This window comes from Neolewinella marina (genome assembly GCF_002631205.1).
GTDB lineage: Bacteria > Bacteroidota > Bacteroidia > Chitinophagales > Saprospiraceae > Neolewinella > Neolewinella marina.
This window is the reverse complement of sequence record NZ_PDLO01000010.1, coordinates 62,123-78,698: the sequence shown is the minus strand read 5'-3', so window position 1 is coordinate 78,698 and position 16,576 is coordinate 62,123. Positions and strand designations below refer to the sequence as shown.

At 62.2% G+C, this 16,576-nt stretch carries 13 protein-coding genes; 6 read left to right on the top strand and 7 right to left on the bottom strand.

The annotated features are described in order from the left end of the window. Positions 1 to 59: 59 nt before the first annotated feature. The gene (locus CGL56_RS16960) at positions 60 to 974 is read left to right on the top strand and encodes a PAS domain-containing protein (RefSeq protein ID WP_099107779.1); all 915 of its coding nucleotides are present in this window, start codon (positions 60 to 62) and stop codon (positions 972 to 974) included. 14 nt (positions 975 to 988) lie between these two features. Here the strand turns inward: CGL56_RS16960 and CGL56_RS16955 are convergent, their stop codons facing one another. Together CGL56_RS16955 and CGL56_RS16950 are read right to left on the bottom strand one after the other, a co-directional pair. Continuing rightward, entirely contained in the window at positions 989 to 2,083 is a 1,095-nt protein-coding gene (locus tag CGL56_RS16955; RefSeq protein WP_262490639.1) for an NRAMP family divalent metal transporter, read from the bottom strand. Between the two features lie 59 nt (positions 2,084 to 2,142). After that, positions 2,143 to 2,451, bottom strand: a complete 309-nt coding sequence (locus tag CGL56_RS16950; RefSeq protein WP_099107777.1) for a hypothetical protein — start codon at positions 2,449 to 2,451, stop codon at positions 2,143 to 2,145. A gap of 175 nt (positions 2,452 to 2,626) precedes the next feature. Here CGL56_RS16950 and CGL56_RS16945 point away from each other — a divergent pair, with 175 nt between their 5' ends. Further along, positions 2,627 to 3,010: a hypothetical protein gene (locus CGL56_RS16945; RefSeq protein WP_099107776.1), complete on the top strand. Its 384-nt coding sequence runs from the start codon at positions 2,627 to 2,629 to the stop codon at positions 3,008 to 3,010. Here CGL56_RS16945 and CGL56_RS16940 read toward each other — a convergent pair. The 5 genes from CGL56_RS16940 to CGL56_RS16920 all read right to left on the bottom strand — a co-directional run bounded on the left by CGL56_RS16940 (position 3,007) and on the right by CGL56_RS16920 (position 10,437). Continuing rightward, on the bottom strand, positions 3,007 to 4,125 hold the full coding sequence (locus CGL56_RS16940) for a COX15/CtaA family protein (RefSeq protein ID WP_099107775.1): 1,119 nt from the start codon (positions 4,123 to 4,125) through the stop codon (positions 3,007 to 3,009). The two genes, CGL56_RS16945 and CGL56_RS16940, sit on opposite strands and share 4 nt — an antisense overlap. A gap of 458 nt (positions 4,126 to 4,583) precedes the next feature. Further along, positions 4,584 to 6,455 carry an ABC-F family ATP-binding cassette domain-containing protein gene (locus CGL56_RS16935; protein WP_099107774.1) on the bottom strand — a complete coding sequence of 624 codons (1,872 nt, stop codon included), beginning with the start codon at positions 6,453 to 6,455 and terminating at the stop codon, positions 4,584 to 4,586. 245 nt (positions 6,456 to 6,700) lie between these two features. Further along, the gene (locus CGL56_RS16930; RefSeq protein ID WP_167641706.1) at positions 6,701 to 8,047 is read right to left on the bottom strand and encodes a D-alanyl-D-alanine carboxypeptidase/D-alanyl-D-alanine-endopeptidase; all 1,347 of its coding nucleotides are present in this window, start codon (positions 8,045 to 8,047) and stop codon (positions 6,701 to 6,703) included. A 197-nt stretch (positions 8,048 to 8,244) separates the two neighbouring features. Next, positions 8,245 to 8,982, bottom strand: a complete 738-nt coding sequence (locus CGL56_RS16925) for a response regulator transcription factor (protein ID WP_099107772.1) — start codon at positions 8,980 to 8,982, stop codon at positions 8,245 to 8,247. 39 nt (positions 8,983 to 9,021) lie between these two features. Further along, positions 9,022 to 10,437 carry a sensor histidine kinase gene (locus CGL56_RS16920; RefSeq protein WP_099107771.1) on the bottom strand — a complete coding sequence of 472 codons (1,416 nt, stop codon included), beginning with the start codon at positions 10,435 to 10,437 and terminating at the stop codon, positions 9,022 to 9,024. A gap of 115 nt (positions 10,438 to 10,552) precedes the next feature. Here CGL56_RS16920 and CGL56_RS16915 point away from each other — a divergent pair, with 115 nt between their 5' ends. From CGL56_RS16915 to CGL56_RS16900, 4 genes are all read left to right on the top strand, one after another. Further along, positions 10,553 to 11,287: an RDD family protein gene (locus CGL56_RS16915; protein WP_099107770.1), complete on the top strand. Its 735-nt coding sequence runs from the start codon at positions 10,553 to 10,555 to the stop codon at positions 11,285 to 11,287. Beyond that, positions 11,287 to 12,054, top strand: coding sequence for a sulfite exporter TauE/SafE family protein (locus CGL56_RS16910; RefSeq protein WP_099107769.1), 768 nt, complete (start codon positions 11,287 to 11,289; stop codon positions 12,052 to 12,054). Before CGL56_RS16915 ends, CGL56_RS16910 begins: the two co-directional genes overlap by 1 nt. 114 nt (positions 12,055 to 12,168) lie before the next feature. Continuing rightward, complete coding sequence (locus tag CGL56_RS16905) at positions 12,169 to 13,368, top strand: efflux RND transporter periplasmic adaptor subunit (protein ID WP_099107768.1); 1,200 nt, start codon at positions 12,169 to 12,171, stop codon at positions 13,366 to 13,368. A 9-nt stretch (positions 13,369 to 13,377) separates the two neighbouring features. Next, the gene (locus CGL56_RS16900) at positions 13,378 to 16,563 is read left to right on the top strand and encodes an efflux RND transporter permease subunit (protein ID WP_099107767.1); all 3,186 of its coding nucleotides are present in this window, start codon (positions 13,378 to 13,380) and stop codon (positions 16,561 to 16,563) included. Positions 16,564 to 16,576: the final 13 nt, after the last annotated feature.

Sequence of the window (16,576 nt, the reverse complement as noted above, 5' to 3'; positions counted from 1 at the left end):
GAGCGGTTGGCTGTGGTCGGGACCCTCGTGATGAGTGCTTCGCTTTAAATCCCGAAACTATGCAGCCCCTTACGCCCCCCCAGATTATGGCCCTCGCCAACCGAGTGGTGGGACACGGTGAGCCAAGCCTCCTCTGCCATAACCTGGCCGGGCGGGTCCGCTACGCCAACCCGGCGGCCTGCAACACCCTCGGCTACGCCTACGAGGAAATGATGGAAAAATCCATCTCCGACTATACCCCCGACTGGACGCAGGCGACCTGGAGCGCCCACTGCCAGCGCACCATCGACCAGGGCAGCGACCAGGTATTCAGCCACCACCGTAACTGCTCCGGCACCTGCTACCCCGTGGCGGTGTACAGCGTGCCTCACCTCATCCACGAGACCAACGAACAGCTGATCTGTTCCATGATCCGCTCCGTGGAACACAGCAAGCGCTACATCAACATGCTGGGCAGCGTGGAAAGCGCCTACCGCATCGGCAGTTTCGACCTGGACATCACCAACGACAGCATGATCGCCAGCCAGAACCTGAAGGCGATGCTGGGCGTAAAGGACGCAGACGAGTTGCGGCCGCGGGCCATCGTCAGCCGCCTGGGCAAGGAGGACACCAAGCGCTGGACCGACCACCTCGAGCATTTCCGCCGGGGATTCTACCGCATGGACGAGAACTACCTGATGCGGGCCGCCGCCGACCAGCAGGTACTCATGCGGGTAGTGATGTGGTCGCGCCTCGAAGGCGGCGCCGTCACCGGCATCACCGGTCACTACGAGATCGTCGAGGAAGCCGGCAAGGAAACGATGATCAGCCTGGAAGAAAGCCAGCGCCGCCACATCATCCGTGCCCTGCGGTACACCAACGGGCGGGTCACCGGCCCCAACGGCGCCGGCCGCCTGCTGAAGATCAACGGCAAGACGCTCTTCGCCCGGATGAAGAAGCTCAACATCAACCGGGAAGACTACGCCCAGCGTTAGCCTGGCACCCGCGTTCAGCGCCCCGCAATCAGACCGAAAAAGAAGACCGCCGTCTGGTAGGTCAGAAAGGCCAGCACGGCCACGGCAATGGCGTTCTGCCACCAGCTATTGACCTCCTCGCCCAGCAGGGAGCGGCGGTTGGCCAGCAGCAGCACCACCGCGGCGATGAAGGGCAGCAACAGGCCATTGAAGATCTGCGCCAGCAGGATGACGCCCACGATGTCCAGCCCCAGCAGGGCTACCGCCAATCCGACGCCCAGTACCACCGCCCAGGTGATCCGGAAGGCCCGCCCGTTGGTTTCCCATCCCGGACCGCTCCCGATCAGTCCCCGGCCGGCCATGGCCGCGGCGAAGGGCGCCGTAGTGGCCGAGCTGAACCCGGCGGCAAAGAGCCCCACGGCCAGCACCAGGCGGCCGTATTCCCCTAGAGTAAGCTGTAGCCCGGTGGCCAGGTCGCCGAAGGAAGCAAAGGCGTCCGTAGTGGAGCCCACGACCACGATGGCGGCGGTGATCAACCAGCCCAGTCCGAATGAAACCAGCAAGCCTCGTCGCATTTCGGGCAGCTCCCCTCCGTCGCCCAGTCCGGCCGCCAGGAAGAAATTGTAGGGAACGATGGTAGTCCCGACCAGGCCCAGCAGGACGGTAGCGTCGAGGGGAGTGTACGCCCGCTCCGCCGGCGCCTCCCCGAACAGGATAAGGGCCGCGGCCACGACGAAGAGCACCCCCATCAGGGCCACCACCAGGGCCATGACGCGGCCGATCCGGTCGGCGCTACCCGTCCACATCAGTCCGACGATGGCCCCGGCCAGGGGCAATAGCCAGCCGCGGTCGAAGGGGTAGAGGAGTTGCAGGCCGCCGAGGGCCCCCGACAGGTTGCCCGCCTGATAGGCCATACAGCCGAACGCCACGGCCCCGAACACCAGGGTGGGCAGCCAGCGGGCCGTCTTGTGGAGGTGGACGCCCAGGGATTGTCCGCTCACGATGGTGACGCGGGCGGCCATCTCCATGAATACGAAACCGGCTACCGCGGCCAGCAGGACGAAGGGCAGGTAGGCCAGTCCCCCCTGGGTACCGGCGCGGGTAGCCGTGGCTACCGTCCCGGGGCCGATGAAGGCGGCGGCGATGAGCGTCCAGACGAGGGCCCGGCCCCAGGAAGATGCGCTGATGGTCAGTTGACTTTAGTGAGCCACAGTTTACGGAGTTCGCGGCGAATGTGGACGTCCTGGCTCAGGTCGATGTAGCTGTGCAGGGGGTATTCGCAGTCGCCACAGCGGTGGTAGATGGCGAAATCGCCGCAGCCGTTGATGTAGATGCGGTAGTCGCCCGCGGCGGGGTCCTCATTGCGGCAGCGGTTGCAGCGGGCCATCTTGCGGGCGTAGTGCCAGAGGAAGTCGTGGTGGCCACGGAGGTGGAGGGCCAGCTCCCGCTGGGTAATCCGGATTTCGGTGGTCCGGGTAAGGGGCTTGGTAAAGTTCATGAGGGGTTGAAAATTCGGCCGCCAAAGGGTGACCACGTCAATAACATTATCCACCCACAATAACGCCATTCTTATGCTATCCATTATGGATAAGCACGAAATAAAATTGGGTGCTTTTCCAATGCGCGGCTGCCCGACAGTGGGCAACTCCCCGCCGCAAAAGCGTTTCAGGGGTATGATTCTGTTACTGCACACGCTGATCCAGGCCGTCGTCGCCTTCCTCTTCCTCTTTTATCCCGAAGCCGGCGACCTGGTTCCGGGCTTCGGGACTTCCGAAGGCCCGAGCTTCCAGCTGCTGATGAAGATGTACGGATTATCCGCCCTTTATACGGCCGGCCTGAGCCTGTGGGCCTTCTTCCGCCGCCGGGATACACCCACCTTCCTGCTGGTGACCCTGAGCCTGAGCCTATTTCACTACCTGATGATCCTGGTCCAGAGTATGTACAACCCGGATTCGCGGGCGGCCCTGCTCCATTTCCTGCTGGCAATCTTCCTCACCGCCCAGTACCTGGGACGGCGCCGCGAGGGCTGGTCGGAGCACCTTCCGGGAGCCCATTAGACCGCCAAACTTTTTTTCCGATTGTTTTCCACCACTTTTTCCACAGGCCGTAAGGGCCTCCCGGGGCGGAACAAATAGTTGAGGTATACGACCGTCGCCACCACCGCGATGGCGGTGAACTGATGGGCTACTCCCAGGCCTACGGGTACCTGTCCTACACTGTTCACCAGGGTCAAAATCCCCAGGATAGCCTGGGTTATCAACAGGGTTATCAACAGGGTGTTGGTAACCCGCAATCGGGTGTTTTGGAAGGTCTTGTAGCAGCGGTACACGAAGTATAAAGCAATGAGGATCAGCGCATAGGCCGTCATGCGGTGGAGGAATTGAAAGAGGGCCGGCTGGAAGAGACTGGCTTCGTACTGGACGAGGTTTTCCACCGTCCACGCGGAAGCGTCCTTCAGCACCGGAGCGACGAAGTCCCCGTTCATGTCCGGCCAGGTGGGGTAGGGCAGGGCGGCCCGCGCTCCGCTCATCACGCCGCCCAAAAGCAGCTGGAGGGCGAGCACGAAATTCAGTCCCCAGCGTACTTTATCCACCGGCGAATGTGGAAAACCTGCGGTCCGCGGCTGAATTACCTTCAGCGTCACCCAGAGGAGGTAGGCGAAGAGCGTGATGCCCAGCGCCAGGTGGAGGGTGAGCTTGTAGGCGTTCACCCAGGGACGGTCGATGAGGCCACTGGCCACCATGATCCAGCCGAAGCTGGCCGCCAGGGCCGCCAGGAGCACCACCACGCCCAGACGGCGCATCAGGGGCCCGTCCAGGTAGCCCCGCCGCCAGAAGATGACGAAGCCCACCGCGAAGACCAGCCCCATGGTGCGGGCCCACTGCCGGTGGAACCACTCCCAGAAGTAGATGAACTTGAAGTCGGCCAGGGTGATGTCCGCGAAGATCTTGGCGTATTGCGGCGACTGCTGGTACTTCTCGAACTCCACCTGCCAGTCGGCGGCGTTGAGCGGCGGAATGGCCCCGCTGAGCACCTCCCACTCCGTAATCGAGAGCCCCGACTCGGTGAGCCGGGTGATGCCGCCAATGACAATTTGTCCGACGACCATCACGAGCCCGACCAGCAGCCAGATTTTGACGGATCGGGGGTAGCCGCGCAACGATTTTTCCATGCTCTTAATAGTTATAAACCTTTAAAAAAATTTAATCCCTTTATCGTCATTAGGGGTGTGGAAAGGAGGAGAACGAATCCGGCAAAGGTTTGGAATTTCCGGAATCCACGCGGGCAAACACGTTTTCCACCGTCATTCCACACCCTAACAAGCCGATAATCAAAGGGATTCGCCGGTTATCCACATTTTTGTGGAAAGACGGGCGTAAATAACTTTTATGACGCTGGGCTGGGGAATACGGCGGCCGCCCGGTGAAAAGTGAGTGGAGAGGGAATGTGGAAAGCTGTGGAAATGTGGATAACCGCGGCAAAATTTGGATTTTTTGGCCTACCCTGTGGATAACTCCCCTGTTTTACACCGTTTTCCACCGTTGGGTGGGGAAAACCTCCGCGCGTAACGGGTTGCTGGACAGCGACTTTACGGATCGGTGATTTTGCCGTGTTAGGAAAGGGGGCGGGCTATTCGCCCACCAGTTCCATCCATTCCAGCTCCTTTTCCTCGATCTGCTCGTTCACTTCGGCGAGTTCCCGGCCCAGGTCGGCGATCTTTTCCGGCGTCAGGCCTGCCATATTGTTGAACTGCTCGTTGATGGCCGCCTTGCGGGCCTCGAGCTTGCCGATTTGTCCTTCTACGCGACGGATGGCCTTGCGCTGCTCCTGGCTCAGCTGGTTTTCGGAAGGGGCCGAGGAGGAGGAGGCTGCGGCGGGCGCGGGTGCCGCGGAAGGGCTGGGGGCCTGCTGGCTTTCCAGCTTCAGCTGCTCGCGGTATTCGGAGTAGAGGCCGTTCCAGTCGCGGATCTTGCCCTCCCCCTCGAAGATGAAGAGGTGGTGGGCCAGTTTGTCGAGGAAGAAGCGGTCGTGGCTGACGATGAGTACGCAGCCGGGGAAGTCGAGCAGGAAGTCCTCGAGCACGTTCAGCGTCATGATGTCGAGGTCGTTGGTGGGTTCGTCCAGGATGAGGAAGTTGGGGTTCTTCATCAGGATGGTGAGCAGGTAGAGGCGGCGGCGTTCGCCCCCGCTGAGCTGGCTGACGTACACCTGCTGCTGCTTGCTGTTGAACATGAAGCGTTCGAGGAGGCCGCGGGCGGTGAGCTTCAGCCCCTTTTCCAGGGGGATGAACTCGGCGATCTCCCGTACCACGTCGATGACGCGCATGTCCTGGCTCAGGTTGATGCCCTCCTGGGTGTAGTAGCCGAAGTGGGTGTTGGTGCCGTGGACCACCTTGCCGGTGTCGGGCTCCAGTTCCTTGGTGAGCATGTGCAGGAGGGTCGACTTGCCGGCGCCGTTGCGGCCCACGATGCCCACCCGTTCTCCTTTCTGGAACTTGTAGCTGAAGCCCTTGACCAGCTGCTTGTCGCCGTAGGACTTGCTGATGTTGTGGGCCTCCAGGATCTTGCTGCCGAGGCGCTGCCCCTTGATCTCCAGGGTGAGCTCCTCTTCCTGGCGGAAGCTGCCCACCTTGTTCTTCAGTTCGCTGAAGGCGCTCAGGCGGCTCTTCGCCTTGGTGCCGCGGCCACTGGGCATCCGGCGCACCCACTCGAGTTCCTGCTTCATGCGCTTGCGGTCCTTGTCCAGTTCGGCGGATTCGGTTTCCTCCCGGGTGGCCTTCTTGTTCAGGAAGTCGGAGTAGTTGCCGGTATAGTGGTAGATGTTGCCGCCGTCGAGCTCGATGATCCGGTTGCACACCCGTTCCAAGAAGTAGCGGTCGTGGGTCACCATCAGCAGGGTGAGGTTGGGCGACTGCAGCCACTCCTCCAGCCACTCGATCATGTCGAGGTCGAGGTGGTTGGTGGGTTCGTCCAGGATGATCAGGTCGGGCTCGTCGATGATGAGCTTGGCCAGGGCCACCCGCTTGCGCTGTCCGCCGGAGAGGGTATCCACCCGCTGGTTGACGTCGTGGATGTTGAGTTTGCTCAGTACCTCCTTGATGCGGGCCTCGATGTCCCAGGCCTGCAGCTGGTCCATGCGGGCCAGGGCGTCCTGCAGCAGCTGGGGCTGATCGGTGCGGTAGAGGGCCGATTCGTAGTCGCGGACCGCCCGCACCAGTTCGCTGTCGCTGTCGAAGACCGCGTCCATGACGGTGGCGTTTTTGCCAAAGTCGGGTTCCTGGGGCAGGTAGGCCAGGCGGGCGTCCTTGTGTACGTAGACGCTGGAGCCGACGCCTTCGGGCTGGTCGATGCCGGCGGCTACCCGCAGCAGGGTCGACTTGCCGGTTCCGTTCTTGGCCACCAGGGCCACTTTCGTGTTTTGGGCGACCTGCAGATCGACCTGGTCAAAGAGTACTTTTTCGCCGTAGATCTTGGAGACCCGTTCGAGTTCGAGGTATACCATGGGGAGGGGTTTTGGGCTGCAAAGATGCGGATATACGCGGCACGTGGTGGTTTGAAGATTTAGGTCGCAGCTATCTGTGTTCAGGTCAAGGCGGCAAACGCAGGCAAACTCAAACGTGGGACCCGGGAACCCACGTTTGAGTAAGTGTCGGTGAGGCTTGCCAACGCTGAGTTGGACACAGAGAGCTAGAGATAAACGCCCAAGCCACTTCGTAACGGGTATAGATGCAGTCGCCCCCCGGCGGCTCAGAGGTTGTCGTAGACCCAGCCCAGGGTATTCTCCATCTCGTGGTAGTAGGCTGAGGGGCTCACCATCACGTTGTTGTGGAGGAAGCTGAAGGAGAGCCAGCGGCCGGAGCGGGAGCGCAGCAGTCCGCTCACGCAAATTACCCCACTGAGGGATCCCGTTTTGGCCCATACGTAGGGTTCGGGGCGGTTGTCAAACCGCTTTTCCAGGGTGCCGTTGACGCCGCCGGTGGGCAGCAGGTCGAGCAGGCGGTCGCGGCCCACGGCCCGGTCCAGGGCGGTGAGGAGCTGGGTAAACTGCCGTGGCTTCACCAGGTTGTAGCGGCTCAGGCCGCTGCCGTCGGCGTAGCGGATCTCCCCGAGTTGCATGTCCACGAAAAGGGTATCGGTGAGGTAGGAGAAGAAGGTCTCCTCGTCGGGCCAACCGTAGCGTTCGGTGGCCGCCAGCAGGATGAGCTGTTCGGCCAGGAAGTTGTCGCTGACCTGCAGCATCTTGCGCAGCAGGGTGTCGGGCAGGGGAGTGGTCACCTGCTGCAGGGTGGCCCGGGGCGGGCGGGGGGCATCGCCCAGGGAGACGGCCACGTCGGGGAAGGCGGCATCCAGTTGTTCGACGGTAAATTCGGGGGACACGCTCAGCGAGCGCTCCAGGGGGAAGTTGCCGGGGTGGTAGAAGTTGCGACCGACGGTGAACTGGTTGCTGCCCTCCCGGCGGGAGATGGCCCGGGGCTGACGGGCGTTCTGGATGAGGGCCGCCGCCACGGTGGGCGGGGAACCGAAGAGTCCGGATACCTCGCCATCCACGGCCTCGGGGCGGAAGTCCAGATAGAGGCGGTTGCCGTAGACGGGCAGGGCGGAGCGTTCGTAGACGTAGCCGTAATTGTAGTCGTCCCAGCTCCAGCCGGCCCCGTAGCGGGGTACTTCCTCCCCGGCGGGAATATGGTAGACGAGGTGGCCGCGGCGGTCGGCCAGCCACCCCCCCAGGGTATCGTGGGCGTAAAAAGAGGGGTGGAGCAACAGGGGGTAGCCCGTCCCCCAGATGTCGGTGGTATCGCCGTGCGCGCGGTAGAATACGGCCGGGGCCTCCTCCCCGAGCATCTGCTGGGCGACGAAGAAGGTGAGCAACTTCACGTTGCTGGCCGGCACGAAGTAGCGCTCGGCGTTATAGCCGTAGAGGGCTTCGCCGCTGTCCAGATCAGAGAGAGAAAAGCCCGTGTGCCCCTCGGAGTAGACGGTGTTCCACCGCACGAGGTTGTCCAGGGAATTGCCCAGGGAGCGGTGGCTGATGACCTGGGCGGAGCTGCTGAAGCCCAGAAAGGCGAGGAAGGAAAGGGAGAGGAGCAGGCGCATGGTCATAGCTACAACAAAAAAAGCCGAAGCCCGGAGGCTTCGGCTACTAAAATTATAATCCCAAAAACTAAACGGTGTAACGACGGAGTGTCGTTGTCAAATATCCGCCGGGGCGTCAACCGCGGCGGTAGGTTCTCATACCGAGACAAAACATTTATTCGTCCCGGATAGGTATTCAGAACAAATGCTTTAACAAGCTAGCTTTCCTGCTCATCGCGCACGAGCAGCTGGAAGCCGTTGCCGTGGATGTTGACGATCTCGATGGAGTCGTCAAGCTTGAGGTACTTGCGCAGCTTGGTCACGAATACGTCCATGGACCTGGCGGTGAAGTAATTGTCTTCTCCCCAGATTTTGGTCAGGGCTTCGCTGCGGCTCAGGATGTCGTTCTTGTTGATGGCGAACAACCGCAGGAGCTGGGCTTCCTTGGGGCTAAGCTTTTCCTTGGTTTTCTCTCCCTTCTCGTCGGTGAAGGTGAGGATGCGCAGCGGGAAGTTGAAGTGGAAATTGCCGAAACTGAACTCGGTCTGCTCCTCCTTGGGGTCGGTGGGCGTCTGGCTGCGGCGCAGGATCACGTTGATGCGGGCCAGCAGTTCCTCGCTGTTGAAGGGCTTGGTGATGTAGTCGTCGGCCCCGAGCTCAAAGCCATTGAGGACGTCGTCCTTCATGGCCTTGGCCGTCAGGAAGATGATGGGGGTCTGTGAATCGTTCTCCCGGATCTTCTTGGCCAGTTCAAATCCGCTCAGGCGGGGCATCATCACGTCGAAGATGCACAGGTCCCAGTCTCCGCGGCGGTAGGCCTCCAGGCCGGCAACCCCGTCGGTGGCGAGGGTTACGTCGTAGTCGTGGGCTTCCAGGTAAGACCGCAGTACGTCACCAAAGTTCCGGTCGTCCTCGACGAGGAGTAGTTTGGCTTCGATGGGGTTGCTATCACTCATTGTTCGGGTGCTTTAAAATAGAATATATCGCGGGACGCGTTAATCGGGCTGACGATAAGGAAAAGTGACGATAAAACTGCTGCCTTTGCCCAGTTCGCTTTTGACTTCAATACTACCGCCGTGTACTTCAGTGATGGTTTTTACGTAGGAAAGGCCCAGGCCAAAACCCTTTACGTCGTGGCGATCACCCGTATGTACCCGATAAAAACGGTCAAAAATGTTTTTTCGTGCTTCGCGGGTCATTCCCAGTCCCTGATCGGCCACCGTCACCTGCACCCCGCGGGCCACATTTGCGGTGGTTACGGTGATGCGGGGGGCCTCCGGGGAGTACTTGTTGGCGTTGTCGAGGAGGTTGTTGATGAGGCTGGAAAGGTGGGTCAGGTCGCCCTCCACCACCGAGGGATCGGCGTTTAGCTTCATGGTCACGGTACCGCCGCGGGGTTCCACCTGCAGGCAGATGTATTCCACGGCGCTCTGCACGACTTCGTTCAGGTCGACGGCGGTCAGGTTAAGGTTGAGGCGTGATTTATCGAGTTTTGCCATCTGCAGGACCTTTTCTACCTGGTCGTTCATCCGCTTGTTCTCCTGCTTGATGATGCGGGCGAAGCGTTGCACCTTGGCGGGGTCGCCACTGATGCGCGGACTTACGATGCTGTCCGTGGCCAGGGAGATGGTGGCGATGGGGGTTTTGAACTCGTGGGTCATGTTGTTGATGAAGTCGGTCTTCATCTCCGAAACCTTCTTCTGCATCAGGATGACGTAGATGGTATAGATGAAACAGCCCAGGATGATGAGTACGAAGAGGAGGCTGGCGGCGAAGTTTTCGTAGAGCGAGCTGTAGATGACACTGTCCTTGTCGGGGCTGTAGGCGCGGATTTCACCGGGTACCGTGGCGTCGTCGTCGAATAGGCTGACTACGTATTCGCCGTTCATCAAATCCTGGTGGCGGGAGGTATCGGAGCCGGCGGGGGAGAGCAGGCGGCCGTTGCGCGACAGGAAGCGCTGCTGGCGGGTATCGTAGATGCCGTATTCCAGGGGGTCTTCAATGCCCGCGTTGCGCAGTTCCTTGGTGAGCTTCTGGTGAATCGCCTCCCGGTCGATTCGCTCCTCCAGGTTGCGGTTGGCGAACTGGGCCCGCAGGCGGAAGGAGTTCGGGCTGATGCGGATGGAGGTGGCCCCGAGCAGGCCGGGGGAGTGGGGCCCGATGCGCAGTTCGCCGTAGAGCCCGTCGGGCACCCCGCCGGCGTAGCCGTTGTTGAGCGTCAGGCGGATTTCGTCCTCCTCATTGTCCTCTACCTCGTCGGCCACCTTCTTCAGGGCGCTCTGGATGGCCCGGTCGTAGCGTTCCTTGTTCACCTCCAGGCCGGTCTGGAGGAGGCGAAGCTGGAGGATGATCAGCCCGACGATGGCGGTCACGATCAGGCCGATGATGAGGTATATCGATTTTTTGCTCATGGGGCAGGGGAGGCTGCGGCGGAAAAAGGGTGAAAAATAGTACGCGCGGGAGCCTCGCTAGTATACACAACGTTCTTGCCTTTAAAGGTTTAGTAACTTCGCCCCCTACGCCCCGATGCCGTCCGTCACCATCCATACCCCCCAGAACGTCGAGATCGACTACGAAACCGCGCGGCTGGGGTCGCGGATCGGGGCCTGGTTCATCGACGCCATCGTGCTGCTGCTCAGCTACCTCTGCTGCCTTTACGCGGTGGAGCAACTCGGGGCGGGATTGAACGACGACGTGGCCCTGCGGCTGGGGCCCGTCTTCTGGGTGGTCCTCTACTTTTTCACGGCGGAATGGCTGTGGCGGGGGCACACGGTAGGCAAGCGACTGCTCAACCTGCGGGTGATCCGGCTGGACGGCGAGGATCCCACTCCGGCCGACTTCCTGCTGCGGGCCGTTTTTCTGCTGCCCGACGTCCTCTTTACCGCCGGCACCCTGGCCGTACTGTTCATCACCACCGGGCAGCGGGGGCAGCGGCTGGGCGACCTCGTGGCCCGCACCGTGGTCATCCAGACCGACCCGCCGGCGGGGGTGACCCTGGTCGACCTGCTGAAGATCCGCCACCGCGACCATCATCCCGTGCGCTACCCCGCCGTGCAGCGCCTCAGTGAGGCCGATATGCTGACCGTGCAGCAGTGCCTGCTGCGCTACCGCCGCTACCCCAACCGCGCCCACCGGGAAGCCCTGGCCCTGGCCCGCGCCCGCCTGCTGGAGGTACTGGCCCTCGACGCGGCGGCGGTGGAACCGGAAGCCGAGGCCTTCCTGGAAACCTTATTACTGGACTATATCGTACTGACCCGTTGATGGCCGATTACCTCATTGCCCTGGTTGGCTCCTTTCTGGCAGGGGGCATTAATACCCTGTCCGGCAACGGATCGGCGATCACCCTGACCATCCTGATGGAGGTACTAGGCCTGCCGGCCGACGTGGCCAACGCTACCAACCGCGTCGGGATCGTGACCCAGAGCGGGGCGGGCACCTGGGCCTTCCAGCGGGGCGGGCGGCTGACCCTCTCCGACGATCACCGCCGGGAGATGTGGGGCATCATCATGATCACCACCCTGGGGGCCGCGGTCGGCATCTGGCTGAGCCTGGTGGTGGACAACGATACCTACCGCTCAATCTTCCGCTACCTGCTGGTGGTCATGCTGCTGGTCGTGCTGGTCAACCCCAAGCGCTGGCTGCGCACCGAGCCGGCGGAGACCCCGCTGGCGAAGTGGATCGGCGTGCCGGCCTTCTTTGCCCTGGGCATCTACGGTGGGTTCATCCAGATGGGGATGGGCATTTTCTTCCTGGCCCTTATGGTGCTGGTGGCGAAGTACGAGATCATCCAGGCCAACGTGGTCAAGGGGATCGTGGTGCTGATCTACACCCTGCTGGCCGTGGTGATCTTCGCCTGGCGCGGCCTGATCGACTGGGAGATCGGCCTGCTCATGGCCGTGGGGCAAACGGTGGGGGGCTACCTCACCGCCCGCTACGCCGCCAATCATCCCCGGGCGGGGGTTTGGGCCTACCGATTGCTTATCTTAGTAATTGTAGGTGCCCTGGCCAAGGCGTTCTGGCCCTTCTGACGCCCGCGGCACCCGCGGCCGCGCCCGCTTATTTCCGTATTGATACACCGGTTGCAACCCAACGCTGATCTGCCGGTTACCTTCCTATTCTTCCGGTTACCCCAACAAAGCAGTATGAAAAACAAGACCGTAAAGAACATCCTCAAGTTCCTGCTGGGAGCCGGCATCATTGCCCTGGGCTTTTTTGGCATGCGATACCTCTCGTCGCTGAAGGAGGAAGCCCCCCGCCGCCCGGTCGAAAAGCGGGTGCGTACCGTGGAGACCCGGACCATCAACAACGCGGACCTGGCCACCACCCTCGACGTACAGGGGCGGCTGCAGGCCTACAACAAGATTGAACTCTACAGCGAGGTGGGGGGAGCGGTGGAAGAAACCGGCCGCCCCCTGAAGGAGGGCACCTACTTCCCCAAGGGAGCGGTGATCCTGCGCATCGACGACGACGAGGCCCGGCTGAACCTCCAGGCCCAGAAAGCTACCCTGCTGAACTCGATCGCCCAGATCATGCCCGACCTGAAGATCGACTACCCGGCCAGCTTCCCCGCCTGGGAGGCCTACCTGAACGGCTTCAACGTGGACGAGCCCCTGCCGCCCCTGCCCACCGCCGCCGACCAGCGCGAAAAGCTGTTCGTGGCCGGCCGCAACCTCTACACCCAGTACTACAACATCAAAAGCCAGGAGGAACGGCTGAGCAAATACCTCATCCGCGCCCCCTTCGCCGGCGTACTTACCGCGGTGAACATCGACCGTGGGGCGGTAGTCCGCGCCGGACAGGCCCTGGGCGAACTCATGGCTACCGGCTACTACGAAATGGTGGCCACCGTACCGCTCTCCGACCTGGGCTACCTCTCCACCGGCGGGAAGGTGAGGCTCTACAGTGAGGACATCGACGGGGAGTGGACCGGCACCATCAACCGCATCAGCGACCAGATCGACGAAGGGTCGCAGACCGTGGAAGTCTACATCGGCGTGAACGGCCGGGAACTGCGCGAGGGCATGTACATGCGGGGCGAGGCCGCGGCCCGTACCCTGGAGGACGTAGTAGAAATCGACCGCACCCTGCTGATCGACGAGCGGGAGGTGTACGTAGTGCGCGACGATACCCTGCTCATCCTGCAGCCGGTGACCGTACGGAAAACCAACCGGCGCACGGCCATCGTGAGCGGGCTGCCCGACGGCACCCAGCTGCTCACCAGCACCGTGCCGGGGGCCTTCGACGGGATGCGGGTGCGCATCAAGGAACAGGAACAGACTACGGAGATCACGACCGCGGATACCGGCGGCGAAACCGCAGGGGACAACGGCACCCTCAAGTAAGCAGCAGCCATGAGAGGATTCATACACTACTTTATCAAGTACCCGGTCGCGGCCAACCTCATCATGTTCGGGCTGCTCCTCATGGGGGGCGTGAGCCTGATGCAGATGAAGTCCACCTTCTTTCCGGAATTCGCCAGCCGCACGATCTCCATCCAGGTCATCTACCCCGGCGCCAGCCCCGAGGAAGTGGAGGAAGGCATCGTCAACAAGATCGAGGAAAACCTGAAGGGCCTGACCGGCATCGAGCGATACACCAGCGTGAGCTCGGAAAACAGCGGCAACATCACCGTCGAGGTCCTGAAGGGATACGACACCGACCTGGTGCTCCAGGAAGTGAAGAACGAGGTGGACCGCATCAACAGCTTCCCCGTGGGGATGGAGCCGCCGGTCATCTTCAAGCAGGAACGGCTGGGGCGGGCCATCACCTTCGCCCTGTCGGGTGAGGGCGTCAGCCTGGGCGCCCTGAAGGCCGCCGCCCGCCAGGTGGAGGATGACCTGCTGGCCATGGACGGTATCTCCAAGGTGGAGCTGTCGGGCTTCCCCAACGAGGAGATCGAAATCGCCTTCCGGGAGCCGGACCTCCAGGCCTACGGCCTCACCTTCCAGGAGGCGGCGGACGCCGTGCGGCGCACCAACGTGGACATCACCGGCGGTACGGTCAAGGGCGTCAAGGAAGAACTGCTGCTGCGCGCCCGCAACAAGGAATACTACGCCGACGGCCTCAAGGACATCGTGGTGAAAACCACCCCCGAGGGCGGCACCGTGCGCCTGAGCCAGGTGGCCACCGTGCGCGACCGCTGGGCCGACCAGCCCAACCGCACCTACCTGGACGGTACGCCCAGCGTGAGCATCGACGTGCAGAACACCCTGGAAGAGGACATGCTCACCATCACCGACATGGTGAAGGAGTACATCGAACGCTTCAACGAGGAAAACCTGACCATCCAGGCCACCATCATCAGCGACGCCAGCGTGACGCTGCGGCAACGCATGAATACCCTGCAGACCAACGGCATCCAGGGCTTCATCATCGTGGCCCTGCTGCTGGCCATTTTCCTCCACTGGCGGTTGGCCTTCTGGGTGGCCCTGTCGATCCCGATCAGCTTCGCGGGCATGTTCATCATTGCCAACGCCCTGGACGTGACGCTGAACGTCATCTCCCTCTTCGGCATGATCATCGTGATCGGTATCCTGGTCGATGACGGCATCGTGATCGGGGAAAACATCTACAGCTACCACGAAAAGGGATTGCCCAGGGTGAAGGCGGCCCTGAACGGCACGATGGACGTGCTCGGGGCGGTATTCGCCGCCATCGTGACCACCGTCATTGCCTTCTCGAGCTTCTTCTTCCTGGACGGCAGCCTCGGGGATTTCTTCCTCGAAATGGCCATCGTGGTCATTTTCTCCCTCATTTTCTCCCTGGTGGAGGGGGCCATCATCCTGCCCACCCACATCGCCCACTCCAAGGCCCTGGACAAGGACAACAAGCCCAATTGGCTGCAGCGGCAGTTCGACCGCCTCATGAACCTGCTGCGCGACCGCATGTACGCCCCGGTACTGGCCTGGACCATGCGCTTCAAGTTCCTCACCCTGGCGATCTGCGTGGCCGTCCTCTTCCTCAGTGTCGGCTTGGTCGGGGGCGGGTTCGTCAAGACCACCTTCTTTCCCATCATCGAGAGCGACGACGTGGCGGTAACCCTGCAGATGCCCGCCGGCACGCCGGAGGACAGGACGCGGTCGGTGCTGGAACGCATCGAGGCCGCCGCTGAGCGCGTGAACGAGCGGATGAGCGCCGAGGTCTTCGGCGACGGGCGCGAGATCGTGGAACGCATCGAAATCCGCCTCGGCCCCACCACCTACCAGGGGTCGGCCACCATCGCCCTGCTGCCCGGTGAGGAGCGCGGCGACGTGGCCCTGCGGGACGTACAGAACGCCATCCGCGAAGAGGTGGGCCCCATCGAAGAGGCCGAGATCCTCAGCTACGGCGGCCGCTCCTTCTTCGGCAAGCCCGTCAGCGTGAGCCTCGTCGGCAACAACATCGAGGAGCTGGAAAAGGCCACCGAGGACGTCAAGGCCGAACTGGAGCAGATGGCCGAACTGACCGACGTGGTCGACAACGACCAGGAAGGGCTGCGGGAGATCAACATCACCCTGAAGGACAAGGCCCGCTACCTGGGGCTGGACCTGCAGGACATCGTCGGACAGGTACGCTCCGCCTTCTTCGGCGCCGAGGCCCAGCGGCTGCAACGCGGGGAGGACGAAGTGCGGGTGTGGCTCCGCTACGGAGAGGACAGCCGCCGCAGCCTGGCCGACCTGAACAATATGCGCATCCGGGTAGCCGGCGGCGGGGAGTACCCGGTCTCCGAGATCGTCAACCTGGAACCCCAGCGCGGCGTCATCGCCATCAACCATACGGACGGCAAGCGGGAGGTGAAGGTAGAGGCCGACATCGCCGATAACTCCGTTTCCGTAACCGACATCAACGCCCTGGTCTCGGAGGAGATCATCCCCCGGGTACTGCGCAACTACCCCGGTGTTTCCACCGTAGCCGACGGTCAGGTACGCAACCAGCAGAAGACGGCGGCCTCCCTGCAGATCGTCCTGCCGGTGGTGCTGGGACTGATGTTCTTCGTGGTGGCCCTTACCTTCCGGTCCATCGGGCAGGCGGCCATCCTGTTCTTCCTGCTGCCCTTCGGACTTATCGGCGTCATCCTGGGCCACTGGCTGATGGGCAAGCCCATCTCGCTGTTCTCCGGCCTGGGCATCATTGCTTTGGTTGGCATCATCGTCAACGACGGTCTGGTGTTCATTGCTACCTACAACGACAACATCCGCGCCGGCATGAGCATGATGGAGGCCCTCAACGACGCCGGCCGCAGTCGCTTCCGGCCCATCCTGCTCACGTCGGTGACTACCTTTGCCGGCCTGGCCCCCCTGTTGCTGGAGAAGAGCCGGCAGGCCCAGTTCCTCATTCCCATGGCCATCTCGGTGGCCTTCGGGTTGCTGGCGGCTACGGTCGTGCTGCTCCTGTTACTGCCCTCCCTGGTGGTGCTCCTCAACCGCTGGCGGGTCAGCTTCAAACGGATCACCACCGGGAAACGCCCCGAATATCACGAGGTGGAGCCGGCCTACCGGGAGCTGGAAGACGGCCACGACCCGGATCGCCCCATCGGCATCACCAGAGTTGAGCAATAGCTCCGAAACCAGT

What these genes read in the sequence shown, in the direction of transcription:
- CGL56_RS16960 (WP_099107779.1), top strand. Translation starts at nt 60, where the DNA reads ATGCAGCCCCTTACGCCCCCCCAGATTATGGCCCTCGCCAACCGAGTG.
- CGL56_RS16950 (WP_099107777.1), bottom strand. Translation starts at nt 2,451, where the DNA reads ATGAACTTTACCAAGCCCCTTACCCGGACCACCGAAATCCGGATTACC.
- CGL56_RS16945 (WP_099107776.1), top strand. Translation starts at nt 2,627, where the DNA reads ATGATTCTGTTACTGCACACGCTGATCCAGGCCGTCGTCGCCTTCCTC.
- CGL56_RS16940 (WP_099107775.1), bottom strand. Translation starts at nt 4,125, where the DNA reads ATGGAAAAATCGTTGCGCGGCTACCCCCGATCCGTCAAAATCTGGCTG.
- CGL56_RS16935 (WP_099107774.1), bottom strand. Translation starts at nt 6,455, where the DNA reads ATGGTATACCTCGAACTCGAACGGGTCTCCAAGATCTACGGCGAAAAA.
- CGL56_RS16930 (WP_167641706.1), bottom strand. Translation starts at nt 8,047, where the DNA reads ATGCGCCTGCTCCTCTCCCTTTCCTTCCTCGCCTTTCTGGGCTTCAGC.
- CGL56_RS16925 (WP_099107772.1), bottom strand. Translation starts at nt 8,982, where the DNA reads ATGAGTGATAGCAACCCCATCGAAGCCAAACTACTCCTCGTCGAGGAC.
- CGL56_RS16920 (WP_099107771.1), bottom strand. Translation starts at nt 10,437, where the DNA reads ATGAGCAAAAAATCGATATACCTCATCATCGGCCTGATCGTGACCGCC.
- CGL56_RS16915 (WP_099107770.1), top strand. Translation starts at nt 10,553, where the DNA reads ATGCCGTCCGTCACCATCCATACCCCCCAGAACGTCGAGATCGACTAC.
- CGL56_RS16910 (WP_099107769.1), top strand. Translation starts at nt 11,287, where the DNA reads ATGGCCGATTACCTCATTGCCCTGGTTGGCTCCTTTCTGGCAGGGGGC.
- CGL56_RS16905 (WP_099107768.1), top strand. Translation starts at nt 12,169, where the DNA reads ATGAAAAACAAGACCGTAAAGAACATCCTCAAGTTCCTGCTGGGAGCC.
- CGL56_RS16900 (WP_099107767.1), top strand. Translation starts at nt 13,378, where the DNA reads ATGAGAGGATTCATACACTACTTTATCAAGTACCCGGTCGCGGCCAAC.